Origin of the sequence: Pseudomaricurvus alcaniphilus (assembly GCF_011440395.1) — a bacterium.
GTDB classification, from domain to species: domain Bacteria; phylum Pseudomonadota; class Gammaproteobacteria; order Pseudomonadales; family Cellvibrionaceae; genus Pseudomaricurvus; species Pseudomaricurvus alcaniphilus.
In genome coordinates, this window is record NZ_JAAOIX010000007.1 from 182,763 (window position 1) to 198,403 (window position 15,641).

The 15,641-nt window shown below is 60.9% G+C and carries 13 protein-coding genes; 5 read left to right on the plus strand and 8 right to left on the minus strand.

Annotation, left to right across the window (positions count from 1 at the left end; genetic code table 11):
• Positions 1–7 precede the first annotated feature (7 nt).
• From mutL to G8764_RS14615, 4 genes are all read right to left on the minus strand, one after another.
• Positions 8–1,867 carry a DNA mismatch repair endonuclease MutL gene (mutL, locus tag G8764_RS14600; protein WP_166165397.1) on the minus strand — a complete coding sequence of 620 codons (1,860 nt, stop codon included), beginning with the start codon at positions 1,865–1,867 and terminating at the stop codon, positions 8–10.
• Positions 1,868–1,881: 14 nt separating this feature from the next.
• Positions 1,882–3,267 carry an N-acetylmuramoyl-L-alanine amidase gene (locus G8764_RS14605; protein ID WP_166165398.1) on the minus strand — a complete coding sequence of 462 codons (1,386 nt, stop codon included), beginning with the start codon at positions 3,265–3,267 and terminating at the stop codon, positions 1,882–1,884.
• Positions 3,268–3,361: 94 nt separating this feature from the next.
• Positions 3,362–3,871, minus strand: coding sequence for a tRNA (adenosine(37)-N6)-threonylcarbamoyltransferase complex ATPase subunit type 1 TsaE (tsaE, locus tag G8764_RS14610; RefSeq protein WP_166165399.1), 510 nt, complete (start codon positions 3,869–3,871; stop codon positions 3,362–3,364).
• Positions 3,872–5,410 carry an NAD(P)H-hydrate dehydratase gene (locus G8764_RS14615; RefSeq protein ID WP_166165400.1) on the minus strand — a complete coding sequence of 513 codons (1,539 nt, stop codon included), beginning with the start codon at positions 5,408–5,410 and terminating at the stop codon, positions 3,872–3,874.
• A 127-nt stretch (positions 5,411–5,537) separates the two neighbouring features.
• Between G8764_RS14615 and queG the strand changes: the two genes are divergently transcribed.
• Positions 5,538–6,695 carry a tRNA epoxyqueuosine(34) reductase QueG gene (gene queG / locus G8764_RS14620; RefSeq protein ID WP_166165401.1) on the plus strand — a complete coding sequence of 386 codons (1,158 nt, stop codon included), beginning with the start codon at positions 5,538–5,540 and terminating at the stop codon, positions 6,693–6,695.
• A gap of 364 nt (positions 6,696–7,059) precedes the next feature.
• Positions 7,060–7,701, plus strand: a complete 642-nt coding sequence (locus G8764_RS14625; protein WP_166165402.1) for a class I SAM-dependent methyltransferase — start codon at positions 7,060–7,062, stop codon at positions 7,699–7,701.
• Here G8764_RS14625 and orn read toward each other — a convergent pair.
• Positions 7,688–8,248 (minus strand): oligoribonuclease, encoded by a 561-nt coding sequence (gene orn / locus G8764_RS14630; protein WP_166165403.1) that lies wholly within the window; start codon positions 8,246–8,248, stop codon positions 7,688–7,690. The two genes, G8764_RS14625 and orn, sit on opposite strands and share 14 nt — an antisense overlap.
• Positions 8,249–8,323: 75 nt before the next feature.
• Between orn and rsgA the strand changes: the two genes are divergently transcribed.
• From rsgA to asd, 3 genes are all read left to right on the plus strand, one after another.
• On the plus strand, positions 8,324–9,352 hold the full coding sequence (gene rsgA, locus G8764_RS14635) for a small ribosomal subunit biogenesis GTPase RsgA (RefSeq protein ID WP_166165404.1): 1,029 nt from the start codon (positions 8,324–8,326) through the stop codon (positions 9,350–9,352).
• Positions 9,353–9,607: 255 nt separating this feature from the next.
• Complete coding sequence (locus tag G8764_RS14640) at positions 9,608–10,414, plus strand: sulfurtransferase (RefSeq protein ID WP_166165405.1); 807 nt, start codon at positions 9,608–9,610, stop codon at positions 10,412–10,414.
• A gap of 57 nt (positions 10,415–10,471) precedes the next feature.
• On the plus strand, positions 10,472–11,338 hold the full coding sequence (gene asd, locus G8764_RS14645; protein WP_166165406.1) for an archaetidylserine decarboxylase: 867 nt from the start codon (positions 10,472–10,474) through the stop codon (positions 11,336–11,338).
• 66 nt (positions 11,339–11,404) lie between these two features.
• On the opposite strand, the gene G8764_RS14650 is transcribed toward asd, so the two are convergent.
• From G8764_RS14650 to G8764_RS14660, 3 genes are all read right to left on the minus strand, one after another.
• Positions 11,405–12,757: an HD-GYP domain-containing protein gene (locus G8764_RS14650; protein WP_166165407.1), complete on the minus strand. Its 1,353-nt coding sequence runs from the start codon at positions 12,755–12,757 to the stop codon at positions 11,405–11,407.
• 213 nt (positions 12,758–12,970) lie between these two features.
• Complete coding sequence (gene hemE / locus G8764_RS14655; RefSeq protein WP_166165408.1) at positions 12,971–14,035, minus strand: uroporphyrinogen decarboxylase; 1,065 nt, start codon at positions 14,033–14,035, stop codon at positions 12,971–12,973.
• Positions 14,036–14,197: 162 nt separating this feature from the next.
• Positions 14,198–15,616, minus strand: a complete 1,419-nt coding sequence (locus G8764_RS14660; RefSeq protein ID WP_166165409.1) for an FAD-dependent oxidoreductase — start codon at positions 15,614–15,616, stop codon at positions 14,198–14,200.
• Positions 15,617–15,641: the final 25 nt, after the last annotated feature.

The following is a 15,641-nucleotide window of genomic DNA, read 5'->3' on the forward strand; positions in this document are numbered from 1 at the left end:
GGACGGTTTACTGGCCGCGCAGAAACAGCTTGTCCAGCTCATCCAGGCTCTGCAGCACCCAGGTGGGACGGCCGTGGTTGCACTGGCCGCTGCGCTCGGTAATTTCCATGTCGCGCAGCAGGGCGTTCATTTCCGGGATAGTCAGCTTGCGGTTGGCCCGCACTGAGCCGTGGCAGGCCATGGTGGCGAGAATCTCGTTGATGTGCTCATCGATGCGCTTGCTGTCGCCGTACTCGAGCAGGTCCGAGAGCACATCGCGCACCAGCTGCTCGACATTGGCTTTGTTGAGTACCACTGGCACCTGCCGGATCAGGACACTCTCGGGGCCCACCCGCTGCACCTCAAAACCGAGGGCGGAAAAGGTCGGCTGGTTTTGCTCCAGGCAATCGGCCTCCTTTTCGCTCAGTGCAATGGTGGTCGGCACCAGCAGTGGCTGGGCGCGCAGGCCCGCCTCGCTGTGCGCCGCTTTCATGCGCTCGTAGACGATGCGCTCGTGAGCGGCGTGCATATCAACCACGATCAGCCCCTGGGCGTTTTCCGCCAGGATATAGATGCCCTTGAGCTGGGCAATGGCGTAACCCAGCGGCGGAATTTCGCTATCGGCACTGGCCAGCTCCGCCAGTTGTGGTGCTGCCGGACCGGGTGCCGGGGCGGAATAGAGTTGCTGGTAGGCGGGCAGTTGCTCGGCGAGGGACGAAGCGCCAGCCGCGCCGAAGCCGGCTGCACCTGAACCGGCCCCAGCGAAGCCGCTGCGTACCGGCGGCTGGAAACTCATGCGCTCCTGTTGCCGGAATACCCCCGCCTCGCGCGGGTCCGCCGGAGCCGCAGGCTGGCTCTGGTGCGGGCGAGCCAATTCGTCCTTCGGTCGCACATCGGCCAGCGCATGGTGCAGGCTGCGGAACAGGAAATCGTGCACCATACGGCCGTCGCGAAAGCGCACTTCGTGCTTGGTGGGGTGCACATTCACATCGACGATGCCGGGGTCGAGATCGAGGTAGAGGACAAAAGCCGGATGGCGGCCGTGAAACAGCACATCCTGAAAGGCCTGGCGCACCGCGTGCGTCACCAGCTTGTCACGAATGGCGCGACCGTTGACGTAAAAATACTGCAGATCTGCCTGACTGCGAGAAAACGTCGGCAAGGCCACCCAGCCGCGCAGGGACAGACCGCTGCGCTGCATGTCGATATGCACGGCGTTTTCCATAAACGCCGGCCCGCACACCTGGGCCACCCGGCGCTCCTGCTCCGCCTGGCTGTGCGCCTCGCGCCAGCTGTGGATGGCACGCGCGTTGTGACGCAGGTTAAAGGCCACATCAAAGCGCGACAGCGCCAGCCGCTTGACCACATCCTCAATGCGACCGTACTCGGTTTTTTCAGTGCGCAGGAATTTGCGCCGCGCCGGGGTGTTAAAAAACAGGTCCCGCACTTCCACCGTGGTGCCGAGCGGGTGCGCCGCCGGCACCAGTTCGGTGTCCATTTCCCGGCCCTCAGTCTGGGCCGCCCAGCCGCTGCTGCCGGTCCCGGTATTACTGGTCAGGGTCAGGCGTGACACCGAGCTGATACTGGCCAGCGCCTCGCCCCGAAAGCCCAGGGTAGCCACCGCTTCCAGGTCGTCCAGCTGGTAGATTTTACTGGTGGCGTGGCGGCTCAGGGCCAGCGCCAGGTCATCTTTCTCGATACCACAGCCATTGTCTCGCAGGCGCATCAGTTTGACCCCGCCCGCTTCAATCTCGATGTCGATGCGCGTAGCACCGGCATCGATACTGTTCTCCAGGATTTCCTTGATCACTGAGGCTGGCCGTTCCACCACTTCACCAGCGGCTATCTGGTTGGCCAGGCGAGGGCTTAGTAATTTGATTTTAGACATGGGGACTGCTGTGGTCAGGAAGTTGGGATAAGCAAGCGCTGGCCGACGCGAATGGTACTGCCACTGAGGCCATTGACCTTGAGCAACTGGCTGACACTGACATCGTAACGTCGGGCGATAGTGCTGAGGGTATCACCTTTGGCGATCACATACTCGACGTGTTGGCCACTGCCGTCATCGCCGCCATTTTTTTGCCAGGCGATATAAGTGCCGGCCGGCGGCATGGCGTAGAAGTGTTCCTTGATGCCTTTAAAGATGGAGTTGGCAAGCGACTGCCGATAGAACTGGCTGTTGAGCTTCTTGGCTTCGTCCGGGTTGGAGATAAAGCCGGTCTCCACCAGGATACTGGGTACATCCGGCGATTTCAGCACCGCAAAGCCGGCCTGCTCCACCTGCTGCTTGTGCAAACGCGCCACGCTGTCCATGGATTTCAGCACCCTCTCCCCCACCTGCAGGCTGGAGCCCAGGGTTGCGGTCATCGACAGGTCCACCAGCACGCCGCGCAAGACTTCGTCTTTATCGTCCAGGCTGACACTGCCCACACCACCGATGAGGTCGGCCTCGTTTTCCTTTTCCGCGAGGAAGCGGGCAGTTTCACTGGTGGCGCCACTGCGCGAGAGGGCATACACCGAGGCGCCATTGGCTTGATGGTGCTTGAAGGCGTCGGCGTGAATCGACACGAACAAGTCGGCGCGCAGTTCACGGGCGCGATCGCGCCGCTTGCGCAGGGGTATGTAGTAATCCCCGGTGCGCACCAGCTCAGCTTTGTAGCCTTTCTCGCGATTGATCAACGCCGCCAACTGCTGACTGATGGCCAGCACCACGTCTTTTTCCTGGATACGGCGGGAGCCAAATCTGGGGCCCAGCGCACCCGGGTCTTCACCGCCGTGCCCGGCATCGATGGCAATCACGATATCCCGCCGACTACTGGACTGCGGCACCACCTCGGCCACGGTCCGCTCCACCACTGCCGCCTGGTCAAACAGGTCGATCACCAGGCGGTCGTCGTTGTCGCCGTGCTTTTGCAGAAAAAAGCTTTTGGGCTGCACCCGGCTGTTGAGATCCAGCACCACCCGCAGATCGCTGCCGTGGCGCACCGCAGTGCGCACCTTGCCGATGGGGGATTTGTCCAGTGCCAGTGCAGTTACGTCGGCTTGCAGCCGGGTTTGCTTGAGGTCGATAACCAGGCGTTCGGGGTTATCCAGACTAAACAGGCTGTGCTCCACCGGGGCACTCAGGTCAAACACCAGTCGGGTATGATCCGGAGCTCGCCAGATACGCAGGCCCTCCACTGCGGCGGCCGCTTGTAATTTCTGGCTGCCCAGCAGCGCGAGCAGACACAACAGCAGCACGAACGTGCTGATATTCCACCGCTGTTTGTCGCCTACTGCTCCCGTCATTCTGCCACGTATTTCATAATCTGGTTTTTTTACCCGCCTGCCAATATCTGTAATGTTAACCCACTGGCGGCAAAGCGCCAGTGAATCTGTCGCCCTAACTCTTGCCCGCCGCCGAGTGAGCGCGCTGCAAGGCGGCCAGAATATTTCGTCCGCACTCACTGTGGGCACTGATACTGGCCTGCCGGCCGGGACTGCCCCCAGGAATCGTGACCACCGCTAACTCGATCAGCAGATCCGCCGCCGGCAGAAAGCCCTCGCCCCGCGCCGGCCATTCCACCAGGCAGGTAACCCCGCTGCTGAAGTAATCCCGGATGCCCATATACTCCAACTCTTCCGGGTCTCCCAGTCGATACAGGTCAAAGTGATAGACCTGTGCGCCGCCATTTAATTCATAGGGCTCCACCAATGTATAGGTGGGGCTTTTCACCGCCCCCCGGTGACCAAACGCCTGCAGCACACCGCGGGTAAAAGTGGTTTTGCCGGCCCCGAGGCCACCCTGCAAAAACACCAGCGCGCCTCCGGCCGCCTGGATCAAACCGCCCACTTCACCGCCCAGCGCCACCGTGGCCTGTTCGTCGGCCAGCAACACAGACCAGGGGGACATTTAACACGCCCCGCTGTTTAACAGCTGCCGCATCCACGGAATCAGGTCCGCTGCCAGCATACCCCGCTGACCGTCCTCTTCCGCCGCCAGGTCCGCCGCGGTGCCGTGCAGGCAAACCGCCAACTGCACCGCCAGGTCCTGCTCGACACCCTGGGCCAACAAGCCGCCAATAACACCGCTGAGCACATCACCCATACCTCCTGACGCCATGCCCGGGTTGCCTACATTGGCGAGACTGAGGCTGCCGTCGCGGCTGGCAATCACCGTGCCGGCGCCTTTTAGCAACACGCTGCCGCCATACTGTTGCTGCAAGCGAGCGACGGCGGCAAAGCGATCCTGTTGCACCTCTGCCACACTACAGCCCAGCAAGCACGCCGCCTCACCCGGGTGCGGGGTGAGCACCCAATTAGCGCGCCGCTCCCGGCCCAGCACTCGCCCGGCCGCCAGTAAATTGAGGCCATCCGCATCCAGTACCATGGGCAAATTACTGGCCGCGGCACACTGCAGTAACTGTTCTGACCAGGGCGACTGGCCCAGCCCCGGGCCGACCACCAGCACCGTGGCGCGCTGTAACAGCGGCTCCAACTGCAGGCCGCTGGCCACCCCACTGACCATCAACTCCGGGCGCCGCGCCAGGATTGCCGCCAGGTGTTCGGCCCGGGTCGCCACACTGGTGAGCCCGGCGCCAATGCGGGCCGCGGTTTCCGCAGCCAGCGCCGCTGCCCCGGCAAACCCCAGGTCACCGCCCACCACCATCACGTGGCCAAAACTGCCCTTGTGGGCATCCGCGGCGCGGGGCGCGAGTTCGGCCAGCAATCGCGGCAGCTGCAAGCGCTGTGCTGCTGGCACCTGGCTTTCCAGCACCGCCGCCGGCACCTGCAGATCCGCATACAACAGCTCGCCACACAGCGCCGGCCCGCGCCCGGTCAGCAGCCCCCGCTTGAGGCCGATAAAGCTCACGGTCAGGGTGGCATTAACAGCAGCACCCAGCACCTGGCCGCTATCGGCACAGAGGCCGGAGGGAATATCCACCGCCAGCACCGGCAGCCCGCTGCTGTTGATCTTCTCGATCGCCTGCTGGTAATTGCTGCGCACCACGCCGCTCAAGCCAGTGCCGAGCAGTGCATCGACAATGATGCCACTACAGCGGGCGGGCACCGCGAAGGGCTGCATCACAACCCCTTCGCGGCGGGCAAACTGGTACGCCAGGCTGGCATCGCCCTGTAACTTTTCCGGATCCGACAGATACATGACCTCCACCGGCACGCGCCGCTGGGCCGCCAGTGCCGCGATTACATAACCGTCACCGGCATTGTTGCCGGCGCCGCACAAAACTGTGATCTGTTCCGGATTCGGCCAGCGCTGCAACAGGGCTTCAAAGGCCGCCCGACCGGCACGCTTCATCAGCACGATGCCGGCGATATTGTGTTCTTCGATCGCACAGCGATCCAGGGCCCTGACCTGCTCGGCGCGATACAAAGCGGTGGGAAGCTGGCTACTGAAGGTTGGCGTTACCGGCGATGTGACAGGGTTTGACATTCAATGCTCTCGGATTGGGACGATTTCTGGCAGAATTATACGGGCGTTTTGCGGAGACATACACCGCAACTCCTGGCCGAAGCCAACTGTCGGCCCCACACCGCCAAAAAAAGTTAATGCCATACCTATGCCCACACCTCCGCCCACACCTGTGCCTACCGAGCAGCCGCCTTATCCACCCGGCTTTCTGCAGCAGCTTGCCGCAGATATAAAAACCTGGGGCCGGGAAGCCGGGTTTCAACAGGTGGGCATTACCGATACCGACCTCGGCGCCGAACCGCAGCGCCTGCAACAGTGGCTGGCCAAGGGCTACCAGGCCGATATGCAGTGGCTCGCCGAGCGCGCCGATATGCGCACACAGCCCGCACAACTGCTGCCCGGTACCGAGCGGGTCATTTGCCTGCGCATGGATTACCTGCCGGCAGACACCAACCAGATCAAAGTCCTGAAAAATCCGGCCCAGGCCTACGTATCCCGCTACGCCCTGGGCCGCGACTATCACAAACTGATTCGCAAGCGCCTGGCGGCGCTGGCGCAAAAAATAGAACAGCGCGTGCAGGCACTGCTGCCCGACCAACCCATTCAACAGCGCGCCTTCGTCGACAGCGCCCCGGTGCTGGAGCGGCCGCTGGCCGCCCGTGCCGGCCTCGGCTGGGTCGGCAAGCACACGCTGGTGCTCAACAGCGACGCCGGCAGCTGGTTTTTTCTCGGTGAAATACTCACCAGTGTGCCGCTACCCGTCGATACCAGTGTACAGCCCGACCGCTGCGGCACATGCCAGGCCTGCCTCAAAGTCTGCCCGACCGATGCGTTTCCCCGGCCCTACGAACTGGACGCGCGACGCTGCATTTCCTACCTGACCATCGAAAACAAAGGCCCCATTCCAGAGGAGTTTCGCGAGCCCATGGGCAACCGGGTGTTCGGCTGCGACGACTGCCAGGCCATCTGCCCGTGGAACAAGTTCGCCTCGTTCAGCGCCGAAGATGACTTCAAACCCCGCCAGCAACTGGATCGAGCCACCCTGGTGGAGCTGTTCCACTGGAGCGAGCAGCAGTTCCTCGACAACACCGCCGGCTCCGCCATTCGTCGCACCGGTTACCAAGGCTGGCTGCGCAACCTGGCCGTCGGCCTCGGCAACGCCCCCACATCCCCGGCGGTGGTTGCCGCCCTGCAGGCCCGGGCAGAACACCCGTCAGAGCTGGTGCGCGAACATGTGCAATGGGCCCTGCGCCAACACCAAAACCCGGGGCGCGTGCGACGGCGCAAGATTAAGCGTGATCAATAAAAAGGCCACTACCAACCGAGCCAATTGCGCTGCGGTTTATTGAACCCGGCTTGAGATCACGCAGTAATCCGTGGAAACCCACCTACGCACTAATGAACATGCTACTGAAATTCTGCAACTTGCGCATTCGCTGGAAAGCAGTTGGCTCTCGGGTGGGTGGCAGACCTTCTGCCGCCATGGATGGCGGCAGAGAGCCCCCATGGAGGGTTCAGAGCCTGCCCCGCGAGCGCAGCGAGTGCTTTGGGTACGGCGTGTCTGCCACCCGCCCGAGAGCCAACTGCGCCGCGCCGACCTGCAATACCAAAGTTAATAAATCACCCTATTTCTTTTATTACTCCTATAACTCGATGGATCAATTAACAACATGACCACCAATCACATCATAGACGCCTTTGGCCTGCAGATTCTCAAGCCCTCCCACCCGCATATTCGGCGCCTGAAACGCCAGTACCCCAATGCTGAACTGCACGGCAATAAATTCTGGAAAGCCACCTACGTATTGCTGGATTACTTGCTGGAATACCCCCTGCAACCCGGCAGCCGGGTACTGGAGCTGGGCTGCGGCTGGGGTCTGGGCGGGATTTTTTGCGCCCGGGAATTTGACGCTGAGGTGATCGGCCTGGACGCCGACGAGTCAGTACTGCCCTTTCTCGAGTGTCACGCCGAACACAACGGCGTGGACATCGACACCATCCAGATGCGCTTTGAGGATATCGAGGCCGCGGACCTGCAGCAATTCGACGCCATCATCGGCGCCGACATCTGCTTCTGGGACCAGTTGACGCCGGTGGTCAGTGAGCTGTTGCAAAAAGCCCAGGCTGCGCAAGTGCCGAGAATCGTACTCACCGACCCCGGTCGCCCCTCGTTCCGCGCGCTGGCCGAGCAGTTTGCGGACCAGCCCGGCTGTGTTTACAGTGACTGGGCAGTACCCGAACCCTACAACGTCTGGGGGCTGGTGCTGGATCTCGCCGCCGCTGGCGAACCCGGCGACCTCACCGGCGAATAAATGTCTCGCGGTAGTGGCGCAGCTCTTCGATGGAATCCTTGATATCCTCCAGCGCCAGGTGCGCACCGCTCTTCTTCACGCCCGCCAGGGACTCCGGCTTCCAGCGCCGGGCCAACTCCTTGAGCGTGCTCACATCCAGATTGCGGTAGTGAAAGTAGGCCTCAAGATCCGGCATATGCCGGGCCATAAAGCGCCGGTCCTGGCAGATGGAATTGCCGCACATGGGCGACTTGCCCTCCGGTACCCAGCCGCGCAAAAAAGCGATGGTGGCCTCCTCCGCCGCAGCGGTGGTGATTTTGCTGGCCAGGACCCGGGCAGTCAGCCCTGATTTGCCGTGCTGGTTGGTGTTCCACTCATCCATGGCCGCCATGGTGGCCTCACTCTGGTGAATGGCACACACCGGTCCCTCGTCGAGGATATTGAGCTCGCTGTCGGTAACGATGGTGGCGATTTCAATTATCACATCCTGTTCCGGTGACAGCCCGGTCATCTCCAGATCGATCCAGATCAGGTTGTCGTCCGGTGAATTGCTAATATTACTGCTCATACTTTCCTAATCCGTTGGCTAATCCACTACAATGCTGCTGCTAACTATAGCCGCACCGCTGCAGGAAACCCACCTTTGAGCAAACGAAAGCTGTCCCGCCGCCAGCAATGGCGCATCGATAAGATCCAGCAGGAGCGCGCCGACCGCGCCGCCAAGCGCGACGCCAAGGCGGACGAACAACTGCTGGAGGGCGACCTCGGCCCGGAACAGGAGGGCCTGGTAATCGCCCACTACGGCACCCAGGTGGCGGTGGAGCCCGCCGGCCAGACTGCCGCCAGCGGGGACAATGTTGTACGCTGCCACCTGCGCACCAACCTCGGCTCACTGGTCACCGGCGATCGGGTTATCTGGCGAGCTGCTGATCCCATCGGGGTCGTGGTGGCGGTGTTACCGCGCCACTCGGAGCTGAGCCGGCCCGACCCCTACGGCGAGATGAAAACCATCGCCGCCAATATCGACCGCATTATCATCGTTATCGCTCCCTACCCCGAACCGCACCGCAACCTGGTCGATCGCTACCTGGTGGCCGCCGAGTCCCTCGCTATCCAGCCCATTATTCTGCTCAACAAAATGGATCGCGTGGACGACAGCAACCGTGCCACGCTGCAGCAGATGCAACACGACTATCAGGAATTGGGCTATGAATGGCTCAACGCCTCGGCCACAGACGGCACCGGTATGGAGGCACTGATCGACTATCTCGCACATTTTACCAGCGTGTTTGTCGGGCAGTCCGGAGTTGGCAAGTCCTCACTTATTAACGCCCTGCTGCCCCACCAGCAGCTCAAAGTGGGGCCCCTGTCGGAAGTGACCCAGAAGGGCACCCACACCACCACCACCGCCCAGTTGTTTCACTTTCCCGCCGGTGGCCACCTGATCGACTCACCCGGCATTCGCGAATTTGGTCTCTGGCATATGGATGAGCAGGACCTGCTGCACGGCTTCGTGGAGTTCCGGCCATTCCTCGGCCACTGCAAGTTTCGCGATTGCGCCCACCAGAGCGAACCCGGCTGCGCCCTGCGCCAGGCCCTGACAGAGGGCCGGATCAGCCAACAGCGCATGGCCAGTTTTCGGCACATTCTCTCGACCCTGGAAAATCCCTAGGCGCAAGCCACCGCCAGCGGCGGGACGCGAGGCGAGTTCAGCACGATGTTGTTTCCAGAACACTGTTGTTTCCAGAACAATGTTGTTTCAGTGGCGCGCTAATTCAGTACAATAAGAAATTGATACCCGGGCGAGATTGCTGCCCGCTTAAGGTTAAAACCCGTCCGGCGCAGGCAGCGCCAGTTTCAGACACAGCAACCAGCGGCTGGCGCCAGCGCTGCCAGCCCGAGCCAACCATTAATGGGGATGAAATCCATGAGCAAGGACTACCTGCCACTGTTGATCGAAGTGGAAGACCTGGCCCGGCACCTGAACGATCCGGAACTGCTGATCGTCGACCTCTGCAACCGGGAGACCTACCTCGCCGGCCACGTGCCCGGGGCCGTGCATGTATCCCCCAACGCGCTGGTGTGCGGCCAGGCGCCAGCACCGGGCAAGATCGCGCCCATGGAACAACTGCAAGAGCTGTTTGGCAAACTGGGGCTGACCCCGGCTACCCATGTGGTCGCCTACGACGACGAGGGCGGCGGCTGGGCCGGCCGCTTGCTCTGGACCCTGGAGGCCATTGGCCACCACAGCTACTCCTATCTCAATGGCGGTATCCACGCCTGGCGCGCAGCCAGCCAGCCCTTGAGTACCGAGATTCCCAGCCGCACCGAAGTGCTGCAGCAACTTGCCATCGATAAGGATGTAGTGATTGAGCTGGAGGACATTCTGGCGCAGTTGGGTTCGCCGCAGTTTGCCGTGTGGGACGCGCGCAGCCCGCAGGAATACCGGGGCGAACGTGTCACAGCCAATAAAAACGGCCATATTCCCGGCGCCATCAACTGCGAGTGGACCAGCATGATGGACCCGCAGCGAGACCTGCGCATTCGCACCGATGCCCTGGCGCGGCTCAACGCACTGGGGTTTAATCACCAGCAGCAGATTGTCACCCACTGCCAGAGCCACCACCGCTCCGGCTTCACCTGGCTGCTGGGTAAAATACTCGGCTTTAACATCAAGGGCTACCACGGCTCCTGGTCCGAGTGGGGCAACCACCCGGATACGCCGGTTGAGTAGAATACGCCCGTTTAAAAACGCCACTCCCCAAGCCCCCGACTTAAAGTTGACGATTGCATGAAAGAAAGTTTATTTATCGGCTTCCAATACCTGGTGCCGCAGCGATTCCTGTCCCGCGCCGCCGGCTGGCTCGCCAATACCCGCATCAAATGGATCAAGAATTCCTTTACGCGCTGGTTCGTGGATCGCTACGGCATCAACATGGCCGAAGCCATCAATTCCGATCCCTGCGCCTACCCGACGTTCAACGATTTTTTTACCCGCGCACTGAAGCCCGGTGTGCGCCCGGTTTGCACCACCCCAGGCGCTGTTGTCAGCCCGGCGGATGGCGCCATTAGCCAGCTGGGAGATATTCGCCACCAGCGCATCCTGCAGGCCAAGGGCCAGGATTACAGCCTGCTGGAACTGGTGGGTGGCGACACGGCCCTGGCGGCGGAATTCAGCGATGGCAAATTTGCCGTGGTCTACCTGTCGCCGAGGGATTACCACCGGGTGCACATGCCCCTGGCCGGCAAGTTGCGCAGCATGACCCATGTACCCGGCGACCTGTTTTCGGTCAACGATACCACCGCCGCCAATGTGCCACGGCTGTTTGCCCGCAACGAGCGCGCCGTCTGCATCTTCGACACCGAGGCCGGGCCAATGGCGGTGATTCTGGTAGGGGCGATGATAGTGGCCAGTATCGAGACAGTCTGGGCCGGCCAGATAACCCCGCAACCGCGCACCATCAAAACCATCAACTACCAGCAACCCGAGACCTTCGAGTACCAGGCCGGGGATGAAATCGGGCGCTTCAAACTGGGCTCAACCGTGGTCATGCTGTTTGGCAAGGAAGCCATGCGCTGGAGCGACAATCTGGGCGCCGGCAGTGCTGTGCGCATGGGTACCGAGATCGGCCAGCTGGCTGCCGACGAAGACAGCTGATCGGTCGTCCGGTCACTGGGTGCCTGGCCGGGGGCGCCTAGCCGGGGGCGCCCAGCCGGGGGGTCGCTATTTTTTCAGGAACGAAAACAGGCTTTTTCGCTTTGTCTCCGCCGACAGGTAATTGTCCCGCACCTGGGCGATGTCTATGCCGTAACTGCCTGGTTCCAGGTCCTGCACGATTTCAATCTTGGCCACTTCCAGCAAATGCTTCTTGCCGCTGTCCACCAGCGCCTGCTTTTCCCGGTCGTCCGCCGCCAGGTCGATAAACACCGTGTGGGCCAGGTTATTTTTATGGGCGTCCATCACCACTACCACTTTCGGTTTCAAGCGCCGCTCAAAATTTTGCTCCACCACCACGGCCACTTCACCGCTATTGAGCTCCACCAGGGTGCCGGTGGGATAGAGGCCTATGGCGCGAATAAATTCAACCACCAGCTCTTCCTGGAACTCTTTGTCCCGGCTCTCATACAGCTGCGCCACCGCCTTCGACGGGCGCATCGGACTGAGTTCACCGTGAGGGTGAATAATCTCATCATAGAAGGTCACAATAGCGGCGATTTTGCCCAGTAACGGAATCCGGTCGCCCTTGAGCTGTAGTGGAAAACCGCTGCCATTGACCCGTTCGCAGTGGCTTTTCACCACCGCGATGACCCGCGGCTCCACGTCCGGGGTGCGGCGCAATATTTCAGCACTCAACTCCACAAACTGTTCGTACTGGCGCTCTTCCGCCGCCGTGCGCTGCAGGTTATTCAACAGGGCCGGATCGAGCCTGGCCTTGCCCACGTCTTTGAGCAACATGCCCAGCGCCAGGGTATCCAGTTCTTTCTTTACCAGCCCCATATGACGCCCAAAGCTGATCGCCCACACCGCTGCGCGCAGGGGGTGGCTGAGAAGGTGTTGGTTCAGCTCACGGATTCGACACAACCAGGTGAAAGCGTCGGGATTGCGCAGCACACTGCCCACCATTTCGCCGGCCAATCGATGCAGCTCCCGGGTGGGCACAATGTGACCACTGCTCAACTGCTGCAAGACGTCAGCCAGTATTAGCAGTAGCGTATCGTGCAAGCGGCGGGCAAAGAGGAATTCAGTCTTCAGCGGTACTTCCAGCGAGTAAACGCCGCGCCGAATTTTCAGCGGCGCGACCTCAATCCTGGCCTTACTGGTACGGGACACCCGGGGAGCGCGCTGCACCGCCTCATGGGCAATATTTTTCAGTTGCACCGCCACCCTGCCGGAACCCTTGACCATATCGATATAGACGTAGCGACAATAGGTTTTCAGCAGCCGGATTTCTTCCGCGTCGCGAATATAGAAACCGTTCAGGGGAAAGGGGGTCTGCGCCCAGGGACGATCCAGTCCGGCCACAAACATCCCTATGGTCAAATCATTTACATCAACTTTTAACTGCTTGGCGCCCATGGCAACAACCCCGTCGCTCTGGCTAGGACTTAAAAAAGGTCAACGGAAGAATATCTCCCTCGCCTGCTTCCAGTGTAGTTCCCAATACAGGGCGCTGCACTGGCGCACCCCAACTCACTGACCACAGCTTACAGCGGCGGCCAGTTGGGTCTCCTGCCTGCTTCCATCCTGGCCCAGGCAGGGATTCAATCTCATGAAAACGACAACTGTCTGCTATTGATGATAGGCCGGAGACAGTTCGTGCACAGCATCAAAAAATGCCCCGGCGTGCTCCGGCTTGACCTCCGGGGTGACGCCGTGACCGAGGTTAAACACGTGTCCGCTACCGGCACCGTAACTGGCCAGCACCGCCGCCACTTCCTCGCGAATCCGCTCCGGGCTGGCATAGAGTACTGCCGGGTCCATATTGCCCTGCAATGCCACCTGATCCCCGACCCGGGTTCTGGCCAGGCCTATATCGGTGGTCCAGTCCAGCCCCAGGGCAGTGGCGCCGCTGGCGGCCATGGCTTCCAGCCACTGGCCGCCGCCCTTGGTAAAGAGAATCACCGGTACTTTGCGCCCCTCGTGCTCTTTAATCAGGCCGTCGATAATGCGCTGCATGGGCGCCAGGGAAAACTCCCGGTAAGCGGTGTGACTGAGCGCCCCGCCCCAGGAGTCGAAAATCTGCACCGCCTGGGCACCGGCCAGGATCTGCGCATTGAGGTAGGCCGTGACCGCAACTGCCAGTTTATCCAGCAACTCATGCATCACTTGCGGCTGATTGTAGAGCAGGGTTTTGGTGCGGCGGTAGTCTTTCGAAGAACCCCCCTCCATCATATAGGTGGCCAGTGTCCAGGGGCTGCCGCTAAAGCCGATCAATGGCACGCTGCCATTGAGCTCGCGCCGAATCAGGCGCACCGCGTCCATAACATAGCCCAGATCCTGCTCCGGATTCAGCTCCGGCAGCGCGGCAATGTCCTTGCCATCTACCAACGGCTTGCGAAAACGCGGGCCTTCGCCAGCTTCAAAGTAGAGGCCGAGTCCCATGGCGTCGGGAATCGTGAGAATATCGGAAAACAGGATCGCCGCGTCGAGGGGAAAGCGCCGCAGCGGCTGCAGTGTCACTTCGCAGGCCAATTCGGGATTCATACACAGGCTCATAAAGTCACCGGCCTGCTGGCGCAGTTGCCGATACTCGGGCAAATAGCGGCCCGCCTGGCGCATCATCCAGACCGGGGTCCGGTCGACGGGTTGCTTCAGGAGGGTCCTTAAAAATCGGTCATTTTTCAATTCAATCATTGTCTTCCGGCTAGCTGTTGCTGAGCTTGCTATTGCTTGCATTGGTTTGGTGTACTGTAATCTGCTTTGCCGCGGCGGGAGCCACTAAAAAAGGGCCTCTGCGGGCCCTTTTTTAGTGCCATCGACTGAATCTTCAGTCGATAAGCTAGCAGCGCTGCAGGATTATACGTCTAAATAGTCGAGAATGCCTTCCGCGGCCTCGCGCCCTTCCCAGATTGCCGTTACCACCAGGTCGGAACCGCGCACCATATCGCCACCGGCGAAGACCTTCGGGTTGCTGGTCTGGAATTTGTAAGCCTGCTGCTCCGGCGCCACCACGCCACCCCAGTCGTTGACGTCGATCTTCTGCTCGCCAAACCAGTCGGCCGGGCTGGGTCGAAAACCAAAGGCGATCAACACCACGTCGGCGGGCAGTATTTCCTCACTGCCGGGCACTTCCTGCGGCCGGCGGCGGCCGTTTTCATCGGGCTCACCGAGCTTGGTGGTGACCACCTTGACCCCTTCGACCTTGCCGTTGCCGACAATTTCCACCGGCTGGCGATTGAACAGGAACTTGACGCCCTCTTCCCGCGCGTTGGTGACTTCGCGGCGCGAACCCGGCATATTCTTCTCGTCGCGGCGGTAGGCACAGGTCACCGAACCGGCGCGCTGGCGAATGGAGGTGCGGTTGCAATCCATCGCCGTATCACCGCCGCCGAGCACCACAACCTTCTTGCCGGTCACGCTGATAAAGTCGGCGGGATCTTTTTCAAAACCCAGGTTGCGATTGACGTTGGATATCAGGAACGGCAGGGCATCGTAGACCCCCGGCAACTCCTCGCCGGGGAAACCGCCTTTCATATAGGTGTAGGTACCCATGCCCATAAACACCGCATCGTATTCCGCCAGCAACTCTTCCATGGTGATGTCGGTGCCGACTTCGGTGTTCAGGCGAAACTCGATGCCCATTTCGGTAAACAGTTCGCGGCGGCGCACCAGCACCGATTTTTCCAGCTTGAACTCGGGAATACCAAAGGTCAGCAGGCCGCCGATTTCCGGGTAGCGATCAAAGACCACCGGTTTCACCCCGTTGCGCACCAGCACATCGGCGCAGCCGAGACCGGCCGGACCGGCGCCGATAATGGCCACCTTCTTGTCGGTCCAGACCACTTCCGACATATCCGGCTTCCAGCCCATGGCCAAGGCGGTATCGGTAATGTATTTCTCCGCGCTGCCGATGGTCACAGCACCAAAACCGTCATTAAGGGTGCAGGCGCCCTCACAGAGGCGGTCCTGGGGACACACCCGGCCGCAGACTTCCGGCAGGGTATTGGTTTGGTGGCTGAGGTTGGCGGCTTCAAATATATTGCCTTCGGACACCAGCTTTAACCAGTCGGGAATAAAATTGTGGACCGGGCATTTCCATTCACAATAGGGGTTACCACAGGCCAGGCAGCGATGAGACTGGTCTTTGACCTGCTCTTCGCTGTAGGGCTTGTAAATTTCCACGAACTCGGTCTTGCGCGCCCGGATCGGCTTTTTATCCGGGTCCTTGCGACCCACATCCAAAAACTGAAAATGATTATCTAAACGGTCAGCCATAATTGTGTCTCTAATTTCGCTCGTT

What these genes read in the sequence shown, in the direction of transcription:
- mutL (WP_166165397.1), bottom strand. Translation starts at nt 1,867, where the DNA reads ATGTCTAAAATCAAATTACTAAGCCCTCGCCTGGCCAACCAGATAGCC.
- G8764_RS14605 (WP_166165398.1), bottom strand. Translation starts at nt 3,267, where the DNA reads ATGACGGGAGCAGTAGGCGACAAACAGCGGTGGAATATCAGCACGTTC.
- tsaE (WP_166165399.1), bottom strand. Translation starts at nt 3,871, where the DNA reads ATGTCCCCCTGGTCTGTGTTGCTGGCCGACGAACAGGCCACGGTGGCG.
- G8764_RS14615 (WP_166165400.1), bottom strand. Translation starts at nt 5,410, where the DNA reads ATGTCAAACCCTGTCACATCGCCGGTAACGCCAACCTTCAGTAGCCAG.
- queG (WP_166165401.1), top strand. Translation starts at nt 5,538, where the DNA reads ATGCCCACACCTCCGCCCACACCTGTGCCTACCGAGCAGCCGCCTTAT.
- G8764_RS14625 (WP_166165402.1), top strand. Translation starts at nt 7,060, where the DNA reads ATGACCACCAATCACATCATAGACGCCTTTGGCCTGCAGATTCTCAAG.
- orn (WP_166165403.1), bottom strand. Translation starts at nt 8,248, where the DNA reads ATGAGCAGTAATATTAGCAATTCACCGGACGACAACCTGATCTGGATC.
- G8764_RS14640 (WP_166165405.1), top strand. Translation starts at nt 9,608, where the DNA reads ATGAGCAAGGACTACCTGCCACTGTTGATCGAAGTGGAAGACCTGGCC.
- asd (WP_166165406.1), top strand. Translation starts at nt 10,472, where the DNA reads ATGAAAGAAAGTTTATTTATCGGCTTCCAATACCTGGTGCCGCAGCGA.
- G8764_RS14650 (WP_166165407.1), bottom strand. Translation starts at nt 12,757, where the DNA reads ATGGGCGCCAAGCAGTTAAAAGTTGATGTAAATGATTTGACCATAGGG.
- hemE (WP_166165408.1), bottom strand. Translation starts at nt 14,035, where the DNA reads ATGATTGAATTGAAAAATGACCGATTTTTAAGGACCCTCCTGAAGCAA.
- G8764_RS14660 (WP_166165409.1), bottom strand. Translation starts at nt 15,616, where the DNA reads ATGGCTGACCGTTTAGATAATCATTTTCAGTTTTTGGATGTGGGTCGC.